Source organism: Kitasatospora sp. NPDC057965, from assembly GCF_042887135.1.
In the GTDB taxonomy this organism is placed as follows: Bacteria; Actinomycetota; Actinomycetes; order Streptomycetales; family Streptomycetaceae; genus Kitasatospora.
In genome coordinates, this window is record NZ_JBHVPZ010000050.1 from 12,613 (window position 1) to 34,185 (window position 21,573).

Genomic DNA, 21,573 nt, shown 5'->3' on the forward strand with positions numbered 1-21,573 from the left:
AGCAATGCTAAAGCGTGGCCTTCAGTATTCATCGCTGGTGCTACACGGTGCCCGGCGGCCATCCTCGTCCCATGAGCACATCCCCGCAGGCCGCCCCGGGCGGCGGCATGAGTCCGCGTCACATCGCCCTGGCCGTCCTGGTGGCCGCCGTCTGGGGTCTCAACTTCGTCCTCATCCACATCGGCCTGGAGAACTTCCCCCCGCTGCTCTTCTGTGCCCTGCGGTTCGCCGTGGTCGCGGTCCCGGCGGTCTTCTTCGTCGGCCCGCCGAAGGTCGCCCTGCGGTGGGTGCTCGCGGTCGGCGTGGTGCTCGGGGTGGTCAAGTTCGGCCTGCTCTTCCTCGGCATGCACGCCGGGATGCCGGCCGGCCTCTCCTCCCTGGTGCTCCAGGGGCAGGCCGTCTTCACCGCGCTGTTCGCCGGCGTCCTGCTGGGCGAGCGGCCCGGTGGCCAGCGGCTGCTCGGCCTGGCCGTCGCCTTCGCCGGGATCGGTCTGAGCGCCGTCGACCGCGGCCTCGGCGGACCGCTCGGCGCCTTCGCCCTGCTCGTCCTCGCCGCGGCCGCCTGGGGCCTGTCCAACGTGCTGACCCGCAAGGCCGCCCCGCCGGACGCGCTGCGCTGGATGGTCTGGGTCAGCGCCGTCCCGCCGCTGCCCCTGCTCGGTCTCTCGCTGCTGGTCGAGGGCCCGGACGCCGACCTGCGGGCGCTGCGCGGGATCGGCCTCGCCGGACTCGGCGCGATCGGCTACGTCGGGCTGGTCTCCACCCTGTTCGGCTTCGTCGCCTGGAGCTACCTGTTGCGGAGCTACGACGCCACCGCCGTCGCGCCCTACTCGCTGCTGGTGCCGGTGTTCGGGATGTCCTCGGCGTGGCTGCTGCTCGGCGAGTCGGTCGGCCCGCTCGCCGCCGGCGCCGCGGTGCTGGTGGTCGTCGGCATCGGGATCACCGCGCTGCGCCCGGGGACGCTGTCCGGCGCGGCCCGGCGGTGGGCGCGGTCGTCGCCGCGTACCCGGACTCCGCGGTCCGCAGCGCCCGCAGCAGCGCGTCCTGCTCGGCGGGGCTGACCGGGCCGAAGTACTCCTGGGCCACCTCGTGCCGGACCTGGCCGATCCGCTCCACCGCCGACCGGCCGGCCGCCGTCAACAGGATCCGCACGGCGCGGCGGTCGGCCGGATCCGGGGCCCGCTCGACCAGGCCGGCCTCCTCCAGGGCGTCGACCACCGTGGTGGCCGAGCGCGGGGCGATGTGCAGCCGGTCGGCCAGGTCGCTCAGCCGCATCGCCCGGTCGGGGAGCTCGCAGCCGGGGGCGTGCGCGAGGGCCCGCAGGGCGCGGCCCTGGCCGGGGGTGATGCCGTAGGGCTCCAGCCGCTCACTGGTGCGGCGGCGGATCCGCTTGATCGCCCGGGTCATCGCGTCGGCCAGCTCGGCGGCGGTGTCCGGGGCCGCGGCGGTGTCCGGGGCGGACGCCGGGTCCGCGGCGGGGGAGGAGCTCGCGCCGTCGTCGGTCGGCGTGGTGGTCATGGGCGGCTCTCCTCGGCAGGCGTTCGACCAAGGGTATCGGCCGGTCCGCGGGCGCTCGGAAAAATGTTGAGCAAGGCTCAGCATCTGCGTTAGCGTAGGTCGTGAGTGAGGGCACCCTAAGTCCCCTCCCCCGACCCTGGAGGGCCCGTGCCCCGCTCCGAAGCCCGCGTCGCCACCGACCGTTCCGCCCGCTACGCCAAGCAGCTCGCCGCCCACATGGGCCGGAAGATCCAGGCCGACTGGTCCGAGGAGACCGGCCGCGGCACCCTCGTCTTCGGCGCCGGCACCGCCACCCTGGAAGCCGCCCCCGATGCCCTGCTGCTCACGGTCGAGGGCGAGCGCGAGAACCTGCCCGGCCTGGAGGACGTCGTCGGCCGCCACCTGGTCCGCTTCGGCGCCCGCGACGAACTGGTCGTCGAGTGGCGGCGAGACAACGGCGAGCCCGGCCTCGTCCACCGCAACGACGAGGCCCCGGCCGAGGGTTAGGACCTGCTCCCCGGATCCTTGCCCGGGCGGCCGGTGAGCGGCCACCGGGCGAGGGTCCACAGGACCAGACCGCCCAGGCACCAGCTGGCCACCACGTCCAGCAGCCAGTGGTAGTCGCTCCACACCAGCCCGAGGCCGACACCCGCCGCCAGCAGCGTCGCGCCGGCGCCGAGCCCCCGGCGCGCCCGGGTCCCGGCCGCCCGGGCCAGCAGCAGCGCCGCCACCCCGAACCCGAGGGTGGCGGTCGCGGTGTGGCCGGACGGGTACCAGCCCCACTGGTCCGCCGCCAGCGGCAGCCCGAACGGGCCGGGCCGCGCGAACCACGCCTTCGCCGGCACCACCAGCAGCGGGATCAGCCCGGCGGTCAGCACCGCCACCGGGACCGGCAGCCACCAGCGCGCGAAGCCCGCCCGCCACTCCCGCCAGGCCGCCACCGCCCCGCCGAGGAGCAGCACCGGCACCGCCACAGAGCCCCCGCCCAGGTCGGAGAACGCCTTGCCGAGGTGGTTGAGCAGGGTGCTGTGCAGGGTGTGCCGCACGTCCCGGACGGTGTGCCGGGTCCAGCGGTCCAGGCCCAGCAGCGGCCCGTCCACCGCGACCTGCCAGGACACCAGCACCAGGACCACCCCGAGGACCACCGGCACCGCCGGATGGGCGAGAACGCGAGGCAGCCGCCCCGGAGCAGGGGGGAGAGCTCCGGGGCGGCCCTGATGATCGCCGTTCCGTGCGCCCCGGGGGGTGTGGGTCGGACGGCCGGTCGATCGGCTTTCGGTGTGTGCCGCCCCTGGCGGGACGGCCTGGTTGTCCTCGCGGCCCACGCGCGGAGCCGTCCCGGAGGACGGTGCCGCGGACGGATCCGCCCATGGCTGGGGCTCGCTGTCCATCTGTGATGACACTACGTCAAGGTCCGTACGGGGTAGTGGAGCTTCAGCGATTCCGCACACCATCTTCACCGTCCGCGCCGGTGGCGTCACGCCGGGTTCGAACCGAACGGCCCGTGGGGACGAGGTCCCCACGGGCCGTTCAGCGCTGTCCGGACATCCCTCCGGCGGGTCTTCGGTGCGGCGCGGGTCGCCACCGCGGCCGCGGGCCGGCTCAGAGGGCGGCGAACGCGCCCTCGAGAATGTCCAGGCCCTCGTTCAGCAGGTGCTCCGGCATCACCAGCGGCGGCAGGAAGCGCAGCACGTTGCCGTAGGTGCCGGCGGTCAGCACGACCAGGCCCTCGGCGTGGCAGGCCTTGGCGATGGCGGCGGTGGCCTCGGTGTTCGGCTCCTTGCCGCCCGGCTTCACCAGCTCGACGGCGATCATCGCGCCGCGGCCGCGGACCTCACCGATGATCTCGTACTTCTCCTGCATCGCCCGCAGACGGCCCAGCATGATCTCGCCGATCCGCTGCGCCTTGCCGACGAGGTCCTGCTCCTTCATGGTCTCGATGGCGCCCAGCGCGGCCGCGCAGGCCACCGGGTTGCCACCGTAGGTGCCGCCCAGGCCGCCGGTCTGCGCGGCGTCCATGATCTCGGCGCGGCCGGTCAGCGCCGACAGCGGCAGACCGCCGGCGATGCCCTTGGCGGTGGTGATCAGGTCCGGGACGATGCCCTCGTCCTCGCACGCGAACCACTGGCCGGTGCGGCAGAAGCCGGTCTGGATCTCGTCCGCGACGAACACGATCCCGTTCGCCTTCGCGAACTCCACGATCGCCGGCAGGAAGCCCTTGGCCGGCTCGATGAAGCCGCCCTCGCCCTGGATCGGCTCGATGATGATCGCGGCGACGTTCTCGGCGCCGATCTGCTTGTTGATGGTGTCGATCGCCTGGGCGGCGGCCTCGGCGGCGCAGTTCTCCGCACCGGTCAGCCAGCGGTACGGGTAGGCGACCGGCACCCGGTAGACCTCGGGGGCGAACGGACCGAAGCCCTGCTTGTACGGCATGTTCTTCGCCGTCAGCGCCAGGGTGAGGTTCGTACGGCCGTGGTAGCCGTGGTCGAACACCACGACGGCCTGGCGCTTGGTGTAGGCGCGGGCGATCTTCACCGCGTTCTCGACGGCCTCGGAGCCCGAGTTGAACAGCGCGGTGCGCTTCTCGTGGTCGCCCGGGGTCAGCTCGTTCAGCTGCTCGGCGACGGCGACGTAGCCCTCGTACGGGGTCACCATGAAGCAGGTGTGGGTGAAGGCGGCCAGCTGCTCGGTCGTCTTCGCCACCACGGCCTCGGCGCTGTTGCCGACGTTGGTCACGGCGATGCCGGAGCCGAAGTCGATCAGCGAGTTGCCGTCCACGTCCTCCAGCACACCGCCGTTGGCACGGGACACGTACACCGGCAGGGTGGTGCCGACGCCGGCCGCCACCGCACCCAGCTTGCGGGCGTGCAGCTCCTGCGACTTCGGACCGGGGATCGCGGTGACCAGGCGGCGCTCCTGCGGGAGCGGCGTTGCGGCGCTCATGGGTTTCTCCAGACTTCTCGGCTCGGTAGTTCGCAGGCTACGGGGGCGCTCTCCGGGCAGGCATGCGCCACTCGGTAGCACTGGGCCGTCCGACTTGTCCGGGGCGGCCAGCGCGGCCGGCGCCACGACCGGCCGCCTTCGCTCCACTACATTGAGCGCGGGCGTGTCGCCGGGGCGGCGGCATGGGTATGGGCGGCACCGACGGCGGTCGGGCCGTCGGGCGAGGGAGCGGGGCCGTACATGGGACTGGACGGGGCACGGAGCCACAGCGAGCGGACCACCGCCACCCCCCACAGTCCACCGCCCACCGTGATGCCGCACCCGCGCTCCCCGGCCGCCGCGGCCTTCGACCTCGCCGCCTGGGTCGCCGCCCCGCGGCCGGAGGCCGCCCCGGGTGTCTTCCGCGAGGGCTACCGGCAGCTCGACCCCGGCCGGGCGGAGGCGGCGAAGGTGCCCACCTGGCCCCTTCTCGTCCGCGCCGGTCTGAACGTCGTGGTGGGGTGGTTCGCCTTCGTCTACGGCACACAGCTAGCGCTGCACCTGATCGTTCTGACGGTATGGGTGGACCATCCCTCCTCCACAGCGGTCACCGTCGTGGGACTGTCGGTGAATGCCGTCGTGCTCGCCGTGGTCATCAAGGTCTTCGGGCGGATGGGCCGGTGGGTGGAGGTGTGGCGGCGGTATGCGGTGCCGCTGCTGTCGCGGACGGTGACGGAGGAGGAGCCCGCGTCCGTGGAGGAGCGGGCGGAGGCGGTGCGGCAGCGGGATCCGTGGGCGGTGCTGCGGCAGGGCGGGGCGGAGGTCGCGGCCGGGCGGCTGGACGGCGAGGCGGTCGGGGACGTCGACTACGTGCGGATCCAGCGGGCGTGGGAGTCGGCCCAGGCGGACCGGGCCTTCCTGCCGGCCTTCGCCGAGCAGGTGTCGCTGCGCGGCGCGGCCGCGTTCGCGCACCCGTCGGAGGCGCGCGAGCTGCCGGGGCGGGCGGAGCGGCACGACCTGCTGCTGGCGCAGGTGCGGCTCGGTACCGCGCAGGACGTGCCGAAGAACCCGTTGACCCACCGGGCGGCGGGCTTCGCGCTGGACCCGGCGGTGCTGGGCACCTCGCTGCTGGCGGTGGGCCCGGCCGGGACGGGGAAGACGGCGCGGCTGGCCCGCCCGGTGGCAGAGGCGCTCTGCCTGCAGGCGCTGGCCGGGACGGCGTGCGCGGTGGTGATCGGGTCGGCGGAGGCGGATCTGGGGCCGGACGACTGGTACGACGTGGTGATCGCCCCGGGGCACGCCGGCTCCCGCTACGGGCTGGACCTGTACGGCGCGGCGCAGGACCCGGACGAGGCGGCGGCCCGGCTGGCGGAGGCGCTGCTGCCGGACGAGCTGACGGCGCGCGCCGAGACGGCGCGCACGGCGCTGCAGCAGATGGTGGGACCGTTCCACGCCGCGTTCGGCCGCTACCCGGGGGTGCGCGAGCTGCGCGCGCTGCTCGCGGGGGAGCCGGAGGCGCTGGAGTCGCTGGTGAAGGGGTTGCGCGCGGCGGGCCTGCTGGGCTCGTACGAGCGGGACCTGGAGCACCGGGAGCGCCAGCGCGGCCGGGCGGACGATCCGGGGGCGCTGCTGGCGGACCGGTTGGCGCTGCTGGACCGGCCGGCCTTCGAGGGGGTGTTCGCGACCGACGGCACGGGCCGGCCGCCGTTCGCGATGCGGGTGCTGGACCACCCGCTGCGGGTGCGGGTGAAGCTGCCGGAGCGCAGTCACCCGGAGGCGGCGCGGATGCTGTCGCGGCTGCTGGTGGGCCAGTTCGTGCAGGCCGCGGGGGCCCGGGGGGACCGGTCGCTGTTCGCCGGGCTGGTGGTGGACGACGCCTCGGCGGCCCTGGACGCCGGGATCGTGCGCGGGCTGCAGCGGCTGCGTGGGGCGAACGCCGGGGTGGTGCTGCTGCTGCGCACCCTGGTGGACCTGCCGGAGGCGCTGCGGGCGCCGCTGTTCGGGGCGGTGGGCTGCCGGGCGGCGTTCCCGGGCATCGCGCCGTGGGACGGCCGGCTGTTCTCGGAGGCCTGGGGCACGCACCTGGTGCGGGAGACGGCGGTGACGCTGGCGCCGGACACCTCGGGCGGGATCGTGCGACGGGCCGGGCGGCTGGGCCGCAAGGCGCTGTCGGGGACGACCGCGCAGACGGAGTCGGTGACCACGCGGGAGGTGGAGCGGCTGCGGTGGTCCCCCTCGGACCTGGCGCACGCGCTGCCGGCCGGGCACGCGGTGCTGTCGCTGACGGCGGTGTCGGGGGAGCAGGTGCCGCCGCTGCTGGTGGACCTGCGGGGTTGAGGGCCCCGGACGGACCCGGACGGACCCCGGGCGGAACTCGCCGTTAAAGCTCGCCTTCGAGGTGGATTCAGCAGTGCGGGTTGTCCGGGGCGTCCATAATGAGAGGTGGGAATCCCCCCAGGACCCCCAGCCCTCTCTCGCCCGGCCGCAACGGCGCGGTCGGGTCGTTCCCTCGAAGGTGCCATGCCCCCCACACTTGCCTCCGTCGTCCGCAACACCTCGCTCCATCTGACGGTCCTCGCCGGTGCGGACCACCTGGAGCGGCCGGTCCGTTGGGTGCACACCAGCGAACTGGACGACCCGACGCCGTTCCTGGAGGGTGGTGAGCTGCTGCTCACCACCGGGATCAAGCTCGGCCGTACCGCCGCCCAGTTGCAGGCGTACGTGCACCGGCTGGCCGATGCGGGGGTGGTCGGGCTCGGGCTGGGGGTGGGCCTGTCGCACACCGAGGTGCCGCAGCCGCTGGTGGACGCCGCGGCGCAGCGCGGGCTGCCGCTGCTGCGGGTGCCGGAGCCGACGCCGTTCATCGCGATCAGCAAGGTGGTGTCGGCGGCGCTGGCCGCCGAGCAGTACGAGGCGGTGACGACCAGCTTCGAGGCGCAGGAGGAGCTGACCCGGGCGGCGCTGGGCAAGGACGGTACGACGGCGGTGGTGCGGCGGCTGGCGGCCCGGCTGGGCGGCTGGGCGGCGCTGTACGACGGGTCGGGCGCGCTGTCGGTGGTGGCGCCGGACTGGGCGGCGCGCCGGGCCGGGCGGCTGGCGGCGGAGGTGGACCGGCTGCGGCGGCGGCCGGCGCCGTCGAGCGCGGCGCTGCAGGGCCGCGCGCCGGGGATAGACACGGCGGACGAGGACTACGTGGTGGTCCAGTCGCTGGGGGCGGACCGGCGGGCCCGGGGTTTCCTGGCGGTGGGTACCGAGGACCGGATCACGCCGACCGAGCGGTACGTGCTGAACGCGGCGGTGGCGCTGCTGACGCTGACCCTGGAGCGGTCGCGGGAGCTGCGGCAGGCCGAGGAGAAGATGGGCGCCGCGCTGCTGCGGATGGTGCTGGCCGGTGAGGTGGCGACGGCGCGGCAGGTGGCGGCGGGTCTGTTCGGGGGGCTGCCGGAGGGAACCGTCCGGGTGCTGGTGGCCGGGGCGCCGCAGGGGGCGGACGCCGGGGAGGCACTGGGCGAGCTGGGCGACCGGGCCGAGCAGGCCGGGTCGCGGGTCGGCGAGAAGCTGCTGGTGGCACGGGAGGACGGCGCGCACGGGGCGCGGCTGATGGTGCTGGCGCTGGACAACGGCGCGGTGCACCGGGCGTGCCTGGGCGCGGTGGAGGAGCACGAGGGCCTGTCGCTGGGTGTGTCGGCGCCGGCCGCGCTGGAGGACGCCGGGACGGCGCACGCGCAGGCCGAGCGGGCGCTGGCGGTGGCGCTGCGCGGCGGGCGTCGTTCGGTGGACCACGAGGAGGTCGGTGCGGGCTCGCTGCTGCCGCTGCTCGGCGAGGACGCCGTGACGGCCTTCGCGGAGGGCCTGCTGCGGCCGCTGCGGGAGCACGACCGTACGGCGCGCGGCGATCTGGTGGCCTCGCTGCGGGCGTGGCTGTCGCGGCACGGACAGTGGGACGCGGCGGCGGCCGACCTCGGGGTGCACCGGCACACGCTGCGGTACCGGATGCGGCGGGTGGAGGAGCTGCTGGGGCGGTCGCTGGACGACACCGACGTCCGGATGGAGCTCTGGCTGGCGTTGCGCTCCGGCGAGGAGTGAGCGGCGCGCGGTGGGGCCGGGCGGGGCTGGACGCGGTGGAGTGGCCGCGGGGGCGAACGCTACTCGGTGTCCAATCCGGTCGGCGCGTCGCCCGTCCTACCCTCGGTTCTGGCTCCACGTCCGTGGGGTCGTGAGGACGACGAGGAGAGGGCCGGTACCACGGTGACCACCACGTACGATTTCTGGCTGGCCGGCCGCCGGGCGAGCGGCGACGCCGACTTCGAGGTGCACAACAGCTGGGACGGCCGCCTGGTCGGCAAGGTGAGCATCCCCACCGAGGCGCAGGTCGAGGAGGCCCTGGAGGCCGCCGTCGCCGCGCTGCCGGTGTTCGCCGCGACCCCCGCGCACGTGCGCACCGCCGCTCTGGACCACGTGGCGCGGCGGCTGACCGAGCGCACCGAGGAGCTCGCCCAGCTGATCACCGCCGAGAACGGCAAGCCGATCAAGTGGGCCCGCGGTGAGATCGGCCGCGCCGTCTCGGTGTTCCGCTGGGCGGCCGAGGAGGCCCGCCGGACCAACGGCGAGACCATGCGTCTGGACACCGACCCGGGCGGCACGGGCCGCTTCGCGGTGGTGCGCCGCTTCCCGCGCGGCGTGGTGCTGGGCATCGCCCCGTTCAACTTCCCGCTGAACCTGGTCGCCCACAAGATCGCCCCCGCGATCGCGGTCGGCGCCCCGATCATCCTCAAGCCGGCCCCGGCCACCCCGCTGTCGGCCATGGTGCTGGGCGAGATCCTCGCCGAGACCGAGCTGCCGGCCGGTTCGTGGAGCGTCCTGCCGGTGCCGAACGACCGGATGCCGGCCCTGGTGCAGGACCCGCGTCTGCCGGTGATCTCCTTCACCGGTTCGGACAAGGTCGGCTACCAGATCATGGACTCGGTGCCGCGCAAGCACACCACCCTGGAGCTGGGCGGCAACGCGGCGGCCGTGGTGCTCGCCGACTGGTCCTCCGAGGCGGACCTGGAGTGGGCGGCCACCCGGATCGCGATGTTCGCCAACTACCAGGGCGGCCAGTCCTGCATCTCGGTGCAGCGGGTGATCGCCGACGCGTCGGTGTACGACGCGCTGGCCGAGAAGGTCGTCGCCAAGGTGCGGGCCCAGGTCACCGGTGACCCGAACGACGACGCGACGGACGTCGGTCCGCTGGTCGACGAGAACGCCGCCAAGCGGGTGGAGTCCTGGGTGGACGACGCGGTCGCCAAGGGCGCGAAGCTGCTCACCGGCGGCACCCGCGAGGGCGCGACCTACGCCCCGACCGTGCTGGCCGAGCTGCCGGCCGACGCGATCCTGGCCACCTCCGAGGTGTTCGGCCCGGTCCTGTCGCTGCACAAGGTGGACGGCGTGGACGAGGCCTTCGCCGCCGTCAACGACTCGCTGTTCGGCCTGCAGGCGGGCGTGTTCACGCACGACCTGCAGACCGCCTTCCGCGCCCACCAGGAGCTGGAGGTCGGCGGTGTGATCATCGGCGACGCGCCGTCCTACCGCGCCGACCAGATGCCGTACGGCGGCGTCAAGGACTCCGGCGTCGGCCGCGAGGGCGTCCGCTACGCGATGGACGACTACACCGTCGAGAAGGTCCTGGTCCTCACCGGCCTCGCCCTCTGAAGGTGACGTGAGCGAGGGCCCGGCCGCACATTGCGGCCGGGCCCTCGCGCATGCACGGGGGCACGACAGGGCCGGACGCGGTCAGGCGTGGCCGCCGGCTGCCGCGACGGCCTCGGCCACGGTGGCGTCGCCGCCGGTCAGCTCCAGGGTCTGCCCGGCGGTGCCGGGCTCGCGCAGCAGCGCGGCGAGCACGGCGGCGACGTCCTGCCGGTCGACGGAGCCGCGCGGCACGCTCGGTGCGAGCCGGACCCGGCCGGTGCCCGGGCCGTCGGTGAGACGCCCGGGGCGCAGCACCGTCCAGTCCAGCGCGCCGCGGGCCCGGACGGCGTCCTCGGCGGCGCCCTTGGCCCTCAGATAGGTCTCGAAGACCTCGTCGGACGGGTACCGGGCCCGGGCGTCGGCGCCCATCGAGGAGACCAGGAGGTAGCGGCGCACGCCCGCCGACACGGCGGCGTCGGCGAGCAGCACGGCCGCGTCCCGGTCGACGGTGAGCTTGCGGGCGGCGCCGCTGCCCGGTCCGGCCCCGGCCGCGAACACCACGGCGTCGGCGCCGTCGAGCAGCGGGGCGAGTTCGGCTGCGGCGGCCGTCTCCAGGTCGAGCAGCAGCGGTTCGGCCCCGGCCGCGACGAGGTCGTCGGCCTGTTCGGGGCGGCGGATGATCCCGGCGGGGCGGTCGCCGCGGTCGGCGAGCAGCCGTTCCAGGCGGCGGGCGATCTGGCCGTGGCCCCCGGCGATGACGATGCGCATGGCTCCGACGGTAGCCCGGGGGCGGGTCCGCCGCCCCCGGGAACGGTCCCGTGGTGCCGGGCGGGGAGCCGGGCAGGACACAATGGGCGCATGACTTCGCTCGCCCACCCGCAGCTGCGGTTCACCCCCGAGGTGAACACCCCCTCCGGCCCCCGGGAGCTGGTGATCCTCGGCTCCACCGGTTCGATCGGCACCCAGGCCATCGACGTGGTCCTGCGCAACCCGGACCGGTTCCGGGTGGTGGCCCTGTCGGCGGCCGGCGGCCGGGTGGAGCTGCTCGCCGAGCAGGCGCTGCGGCTGGGCGTGCACACCGTGGCGGTGGCCGATCCGGCGGCCGAGCCGGCGCTGCGCGAGGCGCTGGCGGCGAAGGCGGCGGGCCGTGCGCTGCCGGCCGTGCTGGTCGGCCCGGACGCGGCGACCGAGCTGGCGGCGATGGAGTGCCACTCGGTGCTGAACGGCATCACCGGCTCGATCGGCCTGCGCCCGACGCTGGCGGCGCTGCGGGCCGGCCGGGTGCTGGTGCTGGCCAACAAGGAGTCGCTGATCGTCGGCGGTCCGCTGGTGAAGGCGGCCGCGAAGCCGGGGCAGATCGTGCCGGTGGACTCGGAGCACGCCGCGCTGTTCCAGGCGCTGGCCGGCGGCACCCGGGCGGAGGTCCGCAAGCTGGTGGTGACGGCGAGCGGCGGCCCGTTCCGCAACCGCGGCCGCGCCGAGCTGGCGGGCGTCACCCCGGCCGAGGCGCTGGCGCACCCGACCTGGGCGATGGGCCCGGTCGTCACGATCAACTCGGCCACCCTGGTGAACAAGGGCCTGGAGGTGATCGAGGCGCACCTGCTGTACGACGTGCCGTTCGACCGGATCGAGGTCGTGGTCCATCCGCAGTCGGTCGTCCACTCGATGGTGGAGTTCACCGACGGTTCGACGCTGGCGCAGGCGAGCCCGCCGGACATGCGGATGCCGATCGCGCTGGGCCTGGGCTGGCCGGACCGGGTGCCGGACGCGGCCCCGGCCTGCGACTGGACCAAGGCGGCGACCTGGGAGTTCTTCCCGCTGGACGACGACGCCTTCCCGGCGGTCGAGCTGGCCCGCGAGGTCGGCACGCTGGGCGGCACCGCCCCGGCGGTGTTCAACGCGGCCAACGAGGAGTGCGTGGACGCCTTCCTGAACGGACGCCTCGCCTTCACCGGGATCGTGGACACTGTGGCGAAGGTCGTGGCGGAGCACGGCACGCCGGTGGCGGGAACTTCGCTGACGGTCGAGGACGTCCTGCACGCGGAGGACTGGGCGCGCGCCCGGGCCCGCGAGCTGGCCGGGGGCTGATCCGGGACCGCCCGGACGGCAGCGCCGGACGACCGGTACGACGACAGGATGAGCGGAGTGGCATGACGGAGGAGCAGCGGTGGCAACGGTGATGACGGTGGTCGGCATCCTGGTCTTCGTACTGGGACTGCTCGTTTCGATCGCCTGGCACGAGCTCGGCCACCTCTCCACGGCCAAGCTGTTCGGCATCCGGGTGCCGCAGTACATGGTCGGCTTCGGACCGACGGTCTGGTCACGGAAGAAGGGCGAGACCGAGTACGGCCTCAAGGCCGTCCCGCTGGGCGGGTACATCCGGATGATCGGGATGTTCCCGCCCGGCGCGGACGGACGGATCACCCAGCGCTCCACCTCGCCCTGGCGGACCATGATCGAGGACGCCAGGGAGGCCTCCTACGAGGAGGTCAAGGAGGGTGACGAGAACCGGCTCTTCTACACGCGCAAGCCCTGGAAGCGCGTGATCGTCATGTTCGCCGGGCCGTTCATGAACCTGATCCTCTCCTTCGGGCTCTTCCTGACGGTGATGATGGGCTTCGGCGTCCCGATGTCGGTGCCGACCATCGGCACCGTCTCGGAGTGCGTGGTCAAGGCCGGCCAGCCGACCGACACCTGCCCGGCGGACGCGCCCGTGGCGCCCGCCTTCCAGGCCGGGCTGAAGCCGGGCGACAAGGTGGTCTCCTTCGACGGCGACCGGATCACCACCTACGAGCAGCTCCAGGGCGACATCCGCAAGTCGGCCGGCAAGACGGTCGAGGTGGTGGTCGAGCGCGGCGGGCAGCAGCTCACCCTCACCCCGACCATCGCCGTCAACGACGTGCAGAAGTACGACGACAACGGCGTGCCGGTCAAGGGCGAGACGGTGCGGGCCGGCTTCCTCGGCTTCACCCCGACCAGCGGCGTGGTCCAGCTCGGCTTCGGGCAGTCCGTCGACCGGATGTACGACATGGCGCAGAACGGCGTGAAGTCGCTCGCCGCGCTGCCCGGCAAGATCCCGGGCCTGTGGCACTCGGTGGTGGACGGCACCCCGCGTGAGGCCGACTCGCCGATCGGCATGGTCGGCGCCGCCCGGGTCAGCGGCGAGGTGTTCGCGCTGGACATCCCGGGCAGCCAGCGGGTCGCCTACTTCGTCAACCTGCTCGCCGGGATCAACCTCTCGCTGTTCCTCTTCAACATGCTGCCGCTGCTGCCGCTGGACGGCGGCCACATCGCGGGCGCGGTCTGGGAGTCGGTGCGCCGCCGCTTCGCCGCCCTCTTCCGCCGTCCCGACCCCGGCCCGTTCGACGTGGCCCGGCTGATGCCGCTCGCCTACGTCGTGGCGAGTGTGTTCATCGGCTTCACCCTGCTGGTGCTGGTGGCCGACCTGGTGAACCCCGTCAAGATCAGCTAGCGCCTGTCGTCAAACTCCCGTCGTCCGCCCGAAGGGCGGGCCGGCCGGCGTCGGGGTGCGTGCACCGCAAGGCGGAGGTGGGGGCAGCTCCCGGCCGGAGGCCGGCGGAGTGCGTGCCCCGGCGTTGCCCGGCAGGCGGGAGTTCGACGACAGGCCCTGGGACGGGGGCCGGTGGGTGCGCGGGCGCCCGTTGCCGTGCCGTACCGTTGGAGCCCGGGCGTGCGATCGTCGGCGCGTCCGGGCTCGGCCGTCCCAGCGGCCGGACCGACCACACCTCAACCCCGGGGAACCCTGCGCACATGACCGCGATCTCGCTCGGTATTCCGTCTCTGCCGCTCAAGCCGCTCGCCAAGCGCCGTGTCTCCCGTCAGATCATGGTCGGCAACGTGCCGGTCGGCGGCGACGCCCCCGTCTCGGTGCAGTCCATGACGACCACGGTGACTTCGGACATCAACGCCACGCTGCAGCAGATCGCGGAGCTCACCGCGTCCGGCTGCCAGATCGTGCGGGTCGCCGTCCCCTCCCAGGACGACGCCGACGCACTGCCGATCATCGCCAAGAAGTCGCAGATCCCGGTGATCGCCGACATCCACTTCCAGCCGAAGTACGTCTTCGCGGCCATCGACGCCGGCTGCGCCGCTGTCCGCGTCAACCCGGGCAACATCAAGGCCTTCGACGACAAGGTCGGCGAGATCGCCAAGGCCGCCAAGGACGCCGGTGTGCCGATCCGGATCGGCGTCAACGCCGGCTCGCTCGACAAGCGCCTGCTGGAGAAGTACGGCCGGGCCACCCCCGAGGCGCTGGTCGAGTCCGCGCTCTGGGAGTGCTCGCTCTTCGAGGAGCACGACTTCCGCGACATCAAGATCTCGGTCAAGCACAACGACCCGGTCGTGATGATCAACGCCTACCGCCAGCTCGCCGCCGCCTGCGACTACCCGCTGCACCTCGGCGTCACCGAGGCCGGTCCGGCCTTCCAGGGCACCATCAAGTCCGCGGTCGCCTTCGGCGCGCTGCTCGCCGAGGGCATCGGCGACACCATCCGGGTCTCGCTGTCCGCCCCGCCGGCCGAGGAGATCAAGGTCGGCAACCAGATCCTGGAGTCGCTGGGCCTGCGCCAGCGCGGTCTGGAGATCGTCTCCTGCCCGTCCTGCGGCCGCGCCCAGGTCGACGTCTACAAGCTCGCCGAGGAGGTCACGGCGGGCCTGGAGGGCATGAACGTGCCGCTGCGCGTCGCCGTCATGGGCTGCGTCGTCAACGGTCCGGGTGAGGCCCGCGAGGCCGACCTCGGTGTCGCCTCCGGCAACGGCAAGGGCCAGATCTTCGTCAAGGGCGAGGTCATCAAGACCGTCCCCGAGTCCAAGATCGTGGAGACCCTGATCGAGGAGGCGTTCAAGATCGCCGAGCAGATGGAGGCCGAGGGCGCCGAGTCCGGCGCGCCGACCGTCACCGCCGGCGAGTGACCCGGCCCGGTACCGGGGGTGCCGGGTTGTCCGAAAGTCTTCCGGAAGCGGGGCCGTCCGTGCGCGGGCGGCCCCGCGGCCGTATCCGGGTGGGGGCACGGAGTAGGGTGCGGCCAGAGTCGTCTCAGTAAGGTGCTGTCTCGATGCTCGATCGAGGTGTGATGCTCCCCAGCTCGTTCCAGGCCGCGCGCGCCCTGGCGACCACCCGCGTGCTGGAACCGCCGGACCTCGCCGACGCGCTCGCCGTCCTCCACCGCGACCCGGTCGCCAACGCCTTCGTGGCCACCCGGGTGGAGGCCGTCGGCCTCGACCCCTGGCGGCTCGGCGGCGAGATGTGGGGCTGGTACGACGAGCACGGCGAACTCGACGCGCTCTGCTACGCGGGCGCCAACCTGGTCCTGGTGAACGCCGGGCCGCCGGCGGTCCAGGCCTTCGCCGAGCGCGCCCGCAGACAGGGGCGGCGCTGTTCCTCCATCGTGGGCCCGGCCGGGCCCACGTCGGCGCTGTGGGCGCTGCTGGAGCGCAGCTGGGGGGCGGCCCGGGAGGTGCGGGCGCACCAGCCGCTGATGTCGACGAGCGTGCCGTCCGCGGAGATCTCGCCGGATCCGCTGGTGCGGCGGGTACGGCGCAATGAGATCGAGACCCTGATGCCGGCCTGTGTGGCGATGTTCACCGAGGAGGTCGGGGTCTCGCCGCTGGCCGGCGACGGGGGGCTGCTCTACCAGGCCCGGGTCGCCGAACTCGTCTCCACCGGGCGCTCGTTCGCCCGGTTCGGGGAGGCGGGGGAGGTGGTGTTCAAAGCCGAGATCGGGGCCGTCACGGCGGGGGCCTGTCAGATCCAGGGGGTGTGGGTGGCGCCCGAGCACCGGGGGAAGGGGCTCTCCGAGATCGGGATGGCGGCGGTGCTGGACATCGCGCTGCGGGAGGTGGCGCCGGTGGTCTCGCTGTACGTCAACGACTACAACCTGCGGGCGCGGGCGGCGTACCGGCGGGTGGGGTTCCGGGAGGTCGGGGCGTTCATGAGCGTGCTGTTCTGAGGGGCGGGGATCGGGCATGGAGCGGCTGACGGGTGTGACGGTCGAGGCCATCGACCTTGCGGTGTGGGCTCCGCAGGCCCTTGAGGTCCAGGCGGTGGCGTTCGGGCTCACTCCGGAGGAGGTCATGGTCCGGCTGCACATCGTCGGGCGGCACGCGCAGCAGCCGGGGGTGATCGCGCTCGGGGCGTTCAGCGGGGGCGGGGGGACGGCCGGGCGGGGGCGGTTGGTGGGGTTCGGGTACGGGATGCCCAACCACCGGGAGCACTGGTGGAGCACGGTGATCGAGCCCTATCTGGTCGCCCGGGGGTACGGGGACTGGCTGGACGGGGTCTTCGCGGTCACCGAGCTGCACGTGCTGCCGGAGTACCAGGGGCGGGGGGTCGGCTCGGCGCTGATCCGCACGCTGACCGGGCTCTCCGGGATGGACCGCAGCATCCTCTCCGCGATCGACGCCGAGACGCCGGCCCGGCGGCTCTACCGGTCCCTGGGGTACCGGGACCTCGCGCGGGCCGTGCACTTCCCGAACACGGAGCGGCGGTACGCGGTGATGGGGGCGCCGTTGCCGTTGCGGGAGGCCGGTGGGGCCGGGCCGGCTCAGAGCGCGCCGGCGAACTCCAGGTAGAGCTCGGCCTCGGGGCGGCGGCCGGCGGCGAGGGCGGTCAGGGCGAGGTCGACGGCGCGGACCAGGGTCCAGCCGCGGAGGCGGTCGCGGTCGACGTCCAGGGCGTCGGCGAGTTGGTGCAGACGGCGGCGGAGGGCGGCGGGGAGGCCGGGGGAGCCGACGAGCGTGTCCGCGCGGTCCAGGGCGAGGCGGGCCAGGTCGTAGGCGCGTTCGCCGACCAGGGGGCGGGGGGCGATCGCCAGCCAGGGGGCGCGGTCGGCGGCGAGGACGTTGCCGTGGTGGAAGTCGCCGTGGAGGAGGAACTCCTCGGTGGCGGAGGCGGTGAGGGAGGCGGCGGTTTCCCTGGCCTCGGTGAGGAGGGGGGTGGCTTCGTCGGGGAGGGCGGGGAGTCCGCCGGGGAGCGTGGTGGGGGTGGTCGGGAGCTTGTGGTGGGGGTGGGAGACGGGGAGGGGGAGCCAGAGGCGGTGGAGGAGGCTGGTGGCTTCCAGCATGGCCTTGGGTTCGGCGAGGGAGCGGAGCGGGATCTCGCCGTGCAGGCGCTCCAGGAGGAGCACGCTGCTGGTGGGGGTGCGGTGGGCGTCGAGGAGGAGGACGGCGCCGCGGCCGGCCCAGGTGGTGAGGGCTTCGGGCTCGTGGGCGGTCTCCGGGGTGCGGAGGGAGACCTTGAGGGCGGCCGGGGTGAGGTCGTCGTCGCGGTGGACGTAGGCGACCAGGCTGAGGGTGCCGCCGGGGTCCAGGACGCGGTCCAGGGTGACGCCGAGACGGGTGAGCTGGGCGGAGACGAGGGTGGGCAGTTCGGCCAGCCAGCTGGTCGCCTCGGTGGGGTGGGCGGCGGTGATGCTGCGGGTGAGCCAGTCGGGGACGGTGATCTGCCCTGGTGCTGGTGCCGACATGGTGGCCTTCCGGTCGCGGGTCCCCTGGGGTGGTACGGGTTCATTGTCCGTTATGGGAGGGATGGGGTGGGGTGGCGGCGCGGGGTGGGGCTGTGCGGTGGGGCTCTCGGGAGGGTGGGTGAGGGGTCGGCTCCGGGGGTGGCCGCTCCGGGGGCTGGATGATTCTCCGACTGCCGACCCTGGTGGGGGTGGGTGGGGTGGTGCGGGTGACCCTTTGCGGGCGCGCGGCTTGGCTCGCGTGCCCGGTCAGGGGGTGATGCTGGGGGTGGGGGTGGGGGTGGGGGTGCTGGGGAGGCCGGGGAAGGGGGTGGGGGTGGCGCCCCAGTGGCGGGCGCGGAGGGCGGAGTCGCGGAGGGCGTCGGCGGCGAGGGGGCGGTGGGGGGCGGGGGCGGCGGCGACCAGGTCGGCGTAGACGGTGGTGAGGCGGGTTTCCAGGTGGGCGGCGAGGCGGGTGGCGGCTGGGGCGTCGGTGACCGGGAAAGGGAGCTGGTAGCCGGCGGCCGCGGCGGTGGGGGTGGCGCCGCTGGTGGTGAGGAGGCGCTGCCAGGCGTCGCGGCGGGACTGGTGGGCGGCCAGGGTGGTGCGGGCGTCGGTGCGCTGCTGGTCGTCGGTGAGACGGGCGCCGACCACGCCGTAGCCGTAGACGGCGGCGTGTTCGGCGCTCAGGGCGTCCTGGAAGGCGGTGGCCGGGTCGGGCGAGGGGGAAGGGGCGGCGGCGGGGGCGGTGGTGCCGGGGTCGCCGAGGGCCACGGCGTGCAGCACGCCGGCGGTGGAGACGGAGGCCAGCAGACGGGCCAGCTGCGGGGAGGCGGCACCCAGGTCGGCGAGGCGGGACTGGGCGGTCTGGTGTTCGAGGGCGGCCAGGGCGGTGAGGGTGGTGGGGGCGGTGCTGGGCGGGGCGGTGACCGTGGGGGGTGCGGTGGTGGTGGGCTGGAGGGCGGCGCGGTGCTGGGCGACCTCGGCGCGCAGCGGCTGGAGCTGGGGGGCCTGGGGGAGGAGGGCGTCGTAGCCGGCCAGGAGGGTGTCGGTGGCGGCGACGGCGCGCAGCCGGATCGGCTCGTCCGGGTCGGGGCGGCGGGCGGCGCCGGCCGGGGTGTCGTCGTGGGGCTCGGTGCAGGCGGTGAGGGCTGTGCCGGCGGTGACGAGCAGTCCGAGGGTGAGGAAGGTCCGTCGGCTGCGCGGCTGCATGGGTGTCACTCCGGGGCGTGTACGGGAGGACGGCCTGCCCGCCTGCCCTCGTTGGCGTGAATGATTACAGAATCCTTACGTCTGTGGGGGCCGATCGAGTTGTCGGTGAGGGGTGTGAGCTTGCTCGCACCGGGCGCGGCGGGGTCGGGGCCGGAATCGGTGGTTGGGGGGTTCACCGGCTAGGCTTTGGGCCGAGCTGCCGCGACCCGGCCGCGCGCCGTACCGGCGCCGGGGGTGCGGGGCGACCTTCCGACAACAGCAGACGCGGCCGAGGAGTCCACCCGGATGAGCACCACCCACATCGACCGGCTGCGCGCGTTGCTGGAGCCGCTGGCCGCGCAGGCGGGCCTGGACCTGGAGGACGTCAAGGTCACCCAGGCGGGCAGCCGCCGCCAGGTGCAGATCGACGTGGACGCCGACGGCGGCGTGGACCTGGACACCATCGCCGAGTTCAGCCGGGTGGTCGGCGAGGCCCTGGACGAGTCGGACGTGATGGGTTCCGGGGCGTACGTCCTGGAGGTCGGCTCGCCGGGCGCGGAGCGTCCGCTGAGCGTGCCGCGGCACTGGATCCGCGCCGAGGGCCGGCTGGCCAAGATCCACCTGGTGGACGGCGGGGAGATCGTCGCCCGGGTGCTGGAGGCGGACGAGGACGGCGCGCTGGTCGAGGTGCAGCCGGTCAAGGGCCGTGGCCGGCCCAAGGAGCGCCGGCTGGAGTACGGCGAGGTCGCCCGGGCCCGGGTCCAGGTGGAGTTCAACCGCAAGGACGACGAGCTGCTGCTCGACGAGGGGGACGACGGTGCGGAGTGACGACCTGCGCACCGACCGCACCATGATGAACGTGACGAAAGACGAGGAGGCGTAGCCGTGGACATCGACATGAGTGCCCTGCGCACGCTGGTCAGCGAGAAGAACATCCCCTTCGGCCTCGTGGTCGAGTCGATCGAGTCGGCCCTCCTCACCGCGTACCACCGCACCGAGGGCTCGCGCCGCCGCGCCCGGGTCGAGCTGGACCGCAAGACCGGCCACGTGACGGTCTGGGCGACCGAGGACGCGTCGGAGCTGGAGGAGGGTGTCGAGCCGAAGGAGTTCGACGACACCCCGAGCGGCTTCGGCCGGATCGCCTCCAGCATCGGCATGCAGGTGATGATGCAGCGGCTGCGTGACGCCGCCGACGACCAGACCTTCGGCGAGTACGCGGGCAAGGAGGGCGACATCGTCACCGGTGTCGTCCAGCAGGGCAACGACCCGAAGAACGTGCTGGTCGACATCGGCAAGCTGGAGGCCATCCTCCCGCCGCAGGAGCAGGTCCCGGGCGAGGACTACCGCCACGGCACCCGGCTGAAGTGCTACGTCGTGGCCGTGCGCCGGGGTGTGCGCGGCGCGTCGGTGACGCTGTCGCGCACCCACCCGAACCTGGTGAAGAAGCTGTTCGCGCTGGAGGTCCCGGAGATCGCGGACGGCAGCGTGGAGATCGCGGCGATCGCCCGTGAGGCCGGCCACCGGACCAAGATTGCGGTCTGGTCGCGCCGCCAGGGGCTGAACGCCAAGGGCGCCTGCATCGGTCCGATGGGCTCCCGGGTGCGCGCGGTGATGGGCGAGCTGCACGGCGAGAAGATCGACATCGTCGACTGGTCGGAGGACCCGCGCGAGATGGTCGCCGCCGCGCTGTCCCCCGCCCGGGTGACCAGCGTGGAGATCGTCGACGCCGCCCAGCGCTCCGCGCGGGTGATCGTGCCGGACTACCAGCTGTCGCTGGCGATCGGCAAGGAGGGGCAGAACGCCCGTCTCGCGGCCCGGCTCACCGGGTGGCGGATCGACATCCGGCCGGACACCGAGGGTGGCGAGCAGGAATCCGCGACCCCGTAGTCGTTGTTGTCCGAGTGCCCCCGCCGCTCCCTCCGGGATCGGCGGGGCGGCGCCATGTCCCTTCGGAGGGGTAGACTTGCCTTCGTCTGGCCGGACGCACGTCCGAGCACGCCCGGAACGCACCTGCGTGGGCTGCCGCAAGCGAGCGGCCAAGCACCAGCTGTTGCGTGTCACGGCGGTCGAGGGCGTCTGCGTCCCCGATCCCCGTGGCGCACTGCCGGGCCGGGGCGCACACCTGCACCCCGAACCGGCCTGCCTCGACCTCGCGGTCCGCCGACGGGCGTTCCCCCGGGCCTTCCGGCTCCAGGGCGCGCTCGACACCGGGCGGCTCCGCGAGTACATCGAGGAGCGGGTGAGCGACAGCTCCCCGTGACGGCCGCCGCTCGCGCGGCGGAGAACCACCGCAACAAGCACGGCACACGGGCAGCCGTACGCCGTGCCACCAGTCAGGTACCTCGCGATGTGGAAGTAGGTCGAGATTGCGATGAGCACTCGATGAGTACGCGATGAGTACGCGATGGGTACGCCCATGAAGTAGCGACAGTCCGGCGGACGAGACCCCCGGACTCATAGACAGGAGTGAAGTGGCTAAGGTCCGGGTTTACGAACTCGCCAAGGAGCTCGGTTTGGAGAGCAAGGCCGTCATGGCCAAGCTCACCGAGCTGGGTGAGTTCGTCCGTTCGGCGTCCTCGACGATCGAGGCGCCGGTCGTACGCAAGTTGACTGACGCGCTTGGTGTGGCCCCCACCGGTGGTTCCGCTGCCAAGCCGGGCCCGCGGAAGCCCGCGGCGCCCCAGCCCGCGGCCGGTTCGGCCGCGGGTGCACCCAAGCCGGGTGCCCCGACCCCGGGTCCGCGCCCCGCGGCCCCCGGTCCCCGTCCGACCCCCGCGGCCGCCGCTCCGGCGCCGGCCGCCCCCGCCGCGGCCGGGACGGCGTCGGCCGGGGC

19 protein-coding genes and 1 pseudogene are annotated in these 21,573 nt (G+C 74.0%); 14 read left to right on the forward strand and 6 right to left on the reverse strand.

The features are described from left to right. The first annotated feature begins 107 nt into the window (after positions 1–107). Positions 108–1,061: an EamA family transporter gene (locus tag ACFVVU_RS37225; RefSeq protein ID WP_387794212.1), complete on the forward strand. Its 954-nt coding sequence runs from the start codon at positions 108–110 to the stop codon at positions 1,059–1,061. Between the two features lie 103 nt (positions 1,062–1,164). Here the strand turns inward: ACFVVU_RS37225 and ACFVVU_RS37230 are convergent. After that, positions 1,165–1,602: pseudogene (locus ACFVVU_RS37230) on the reverse strand (MarR family winged helix-turn-helix transcriptional regulator); the annotation flags it as partial. A gap of 63 nt (positions 1,603–1,665) precedes the next feature. Between ACFVVU_RS37230 and ACFVVU_RS37235 the strand changes: the two are divergent. Then, positions 1,666–2,004, forward strand: coding sequence for a DUF2218 domain-containing protein (locus ACFVVU_RS37235; protein ID WP_355372174.1), 339 nt, complete (start codon positions 1,666–1,668; stop codon positions 2,002–2,004). On the opposite strand, the gene ACFVVU_RS37240 is transcribed toward ACFVVU_RS37235, so the two are convergent. Both ACFVVU_RS37240 and gabT read right to left on the reverse strand, forming a co-directional pair. Then, on the reverse strand, positions 2,001–2,648 hold the full coding sequence (locus tag ACFVVU_RS37240) for a phosphatase PAP2 family protein (protein WP_387794198.1): 648 nt from the start codon (positions 2,646–2,648) through the stop codon (positions 2,001–2,003). The genes ACFVVU_RS37235 and ACFVVU_RS37240 overlap by 4 nt on opposite strands. Positions 2,649–3,099: 451 nt before the next feature. Further along, positions 3,100–4,440, reverse strand: coding sequence for a 4-aminobutyrate--2-oxoglutarate transaminase (gene gabT, locus ACFVVU_RS37245; RefSeq protein WP_355372169.1), 1,341 nt, complete (start codon positions 4,438–4,440; stop codon positions 3,100–3,102). A gap of 240 nt (positions 4,441–4,680) precedes the next feature. Here gabT and ACFVVU_RS37250 point away from each other — a divergent pair, with 240 nt between their 5' ends. The 3 genes from ACFVVU_RS37250 to ACFVVU_RS37260 all read left to right on the forward strand — a co-directional run bounded on the left by ACFVVU_RS37250 (position 4,681) and on the right by ACFVVU_RS37260 (position 10,110). Beyond that, positions 4,681–6,756 carry an ATP-binding protein gene (locus ACFVVU_RS37250; RefSeq protein WP_387794199.1) on the forward strand — a complete coding sequence of 692 codons (2,076 nt, stop codon included), beginning with the start codon at positions 4,681–4,683 and terminating at the stop codon, positions 6,754–6,756. Between the two features lie 183 nt (positions 6,757–6,939). Beyond that, entirely contained in the window at positions 6,940–8,505 is a 1,566-nt protein-coding gene (locus ACFVVU_RS37255) for a PucR family transcriptional regulator (protein WP_380687257.1), read from the forward strand. A gap of 162 nt (positions 8,506–8,667) precedes the next feature. Further along, entirely contained in the window at positions 8,668–10,110 is a 1,443-nt protein-coding gene (locus ACFVVU_RS37260; protein ID WP_380687255.1) for an aldehyde dehydrogenase family protein, read from the forward strand. Between the two features lie 81 nt (positions 10,111–10,191). On the opposite strand, the gene ACFVVU_RS37265 is transcribed toward ACFVVU_RS37260, so the two are convergent. Then, on the reverse strand, positions 10,192–10,857 hold the full coding sequence (locus tag ACFVVU_RS37265; protein ID WP_387794201.1) for an NAD(P)H-binding protein: 666 nt from the start codon (positions 10,855–10,857) through the stop codon (positions 10,192–10,194). A 90-nt stretch (positions 10,858–10,947) separates the two neighbouring features. On the opposite strand from ACFVVU_RS37265, the gene dxr reads away from it, so the two are divergent. From dxr to ACFVVU_RS37290, 5 genes are all read left to right on the forward strand, one after another. Then, positions 10,948–12,177, forward strand: a complete 1,230-nt coding sequence (gene dxr / locus ACFVVU_RS37270) for a 1-deoxy-D-xylulose-5-phosphate reductoisomerase (RefSeq protein WP_387794203.1) — start codon at positions 10,948–10,950, stop codon at positions 12,175–12,177. Between the two features lie 79 nt (positions 12,178–12,256). Then, positions 12,257–13,561: a M50 family metallopeptidase gene (locus ACFVVU_RS37275; RefSeq protein WP_387794204.1), complete on the forward strand. Its 1,305-nt coding sequence runs from the start codon at positions 12,257–12,259 to the stop codon at positions 13,559–13,561. Between the two features lie 299 nt (positions 13,562–13,860). After that, positions 13,861–15,021, forward strand: coding sequence for a flavodoxin-dependent (E)-4-hydroxy-3-methylbut-2-enyl-diphosphate synthase (gene ispG, locus ACFVVU_RS37280; RefSeq protein WP_355372150.1), 1,161 nt, complete (start codon positions 13,861–13,863; stop codon positions 15,019–15,021). A gap of 161 nt (positions 15,022–15,182) precedes the next feature. After that, a complete protein-coding gene (locus ACFVVU_RS37285; RefSeq protein ID WP_380684913.1) occupies positions 15,183–16,058 on the forward strand; it encodes a GNAT family N-acetyltransferase in 876 nt (291 codons plus the stop codon). A gap of 16 nt (positions 16,059–16,074) precedes the next feature. Beyond that, positions 16,075–16,680, forward strand: a complete 606-nt coding sequence (locus ACFVVU_RS37290; RefSeq protein ID WP_380684907.1) for a GNAT family N-acetyltransferase — start codon at positions 16,075–16,077, stop codon at positions 16,678–16,680. Here ACFVVU_RS37290 and ACFVVU_RS37295 read toward each other — a convergent pair. Both ACFVVU_RS37295 and ACFVVU_RS37300 read right to left on the reverse strand, forming a co-directional pair. Beyond that, positions 16,653–17,573, reverse strand: coding sequence for an aminoglycoside phosphotransferase family protein (locus ACFVVU_RS37295; protein ID WP_387794207.1), 921 nt, complete (start codon positions 17,571–17,573; stop codon positions 16,653–16,655). The two genes, ACFVVU_RS37290 and ACFVVU_RS37295, sit on opposite strands and share 28 nt — an antisense overlap. A 246-nt stretch (positions 17,574–17,819) precedes the next feature. Further along, the gene (locus ACFVVU_RS37300) at positions 17,820–18,761 is read right to left on the reverse strand and encodes a ferritin-like domain-containing protein (protein ID WP_387794208.1); all 942 of its coding nucleotides are present in this window, start codon (positions 18,759–18,761) and stop codon (positions 17,820–17,822) included. Between the two features lie 285 nt (positions 18,762–19,046). Here ACFVVU_RS37300 and rimP point away from each other — a divergent pair, with 285 nt between their 5' ends. From rimP to ACFVVU_RS37320, 4 genes are all read left to right on the forward strand, one after another. After that, the gene (gene rimP / locus ACFVVU_RS37305; protein ID WP_380684910.1) at positions 19,047–19,568 is read left to right on the forward strand and encodes a ribosome maturation factor RimP; all 522 of its coding nucleotides are present in this window, start codon (positions 19,047–19,049) and stop codon (positions 19,566–19,568) included. Between the two features lie 57 nt (positions 19,569–19,625). Continuing rightward, positions 19,626–20,627 carry a transcription termination factor NusA gene (gene nusA, locus ACFVVU_RS37310; RefSeq protein WP_355372137.1) on the forward strand — a complete coding sequence of 334 codons (1,002 nt, stop codon included), beginning with the start codon at positions 19,626–19,628 and terminating at the stop codon, positions 20,625–20,627. A gap of 127 nt (positions 20,628–20,754) precedes the next feature. Then, the gene (locus tag ACFVVU_RS37315) at positions 20,755–21,000 is read left to right on the forward strand and encodes a YlxR family protein (RefSeq protein ID WP_380684911.1); all 246 of its coding nucleotides are present in this window, start codon (positions 20,755–20,757) and stop codon (positions 20,998–21,000) included. A gap of 211 nt (positions 21,001–21,211) precedes the next feature. Further along, positions 21,212–21,573: translation initiation factor IF-2 N-terminal domain-containing protein (locus ACFVVU_RS37320; protein ID WP_387794209.1), on the forward strand; the 362-nt coding region annotated here is incomplete at its 3' end.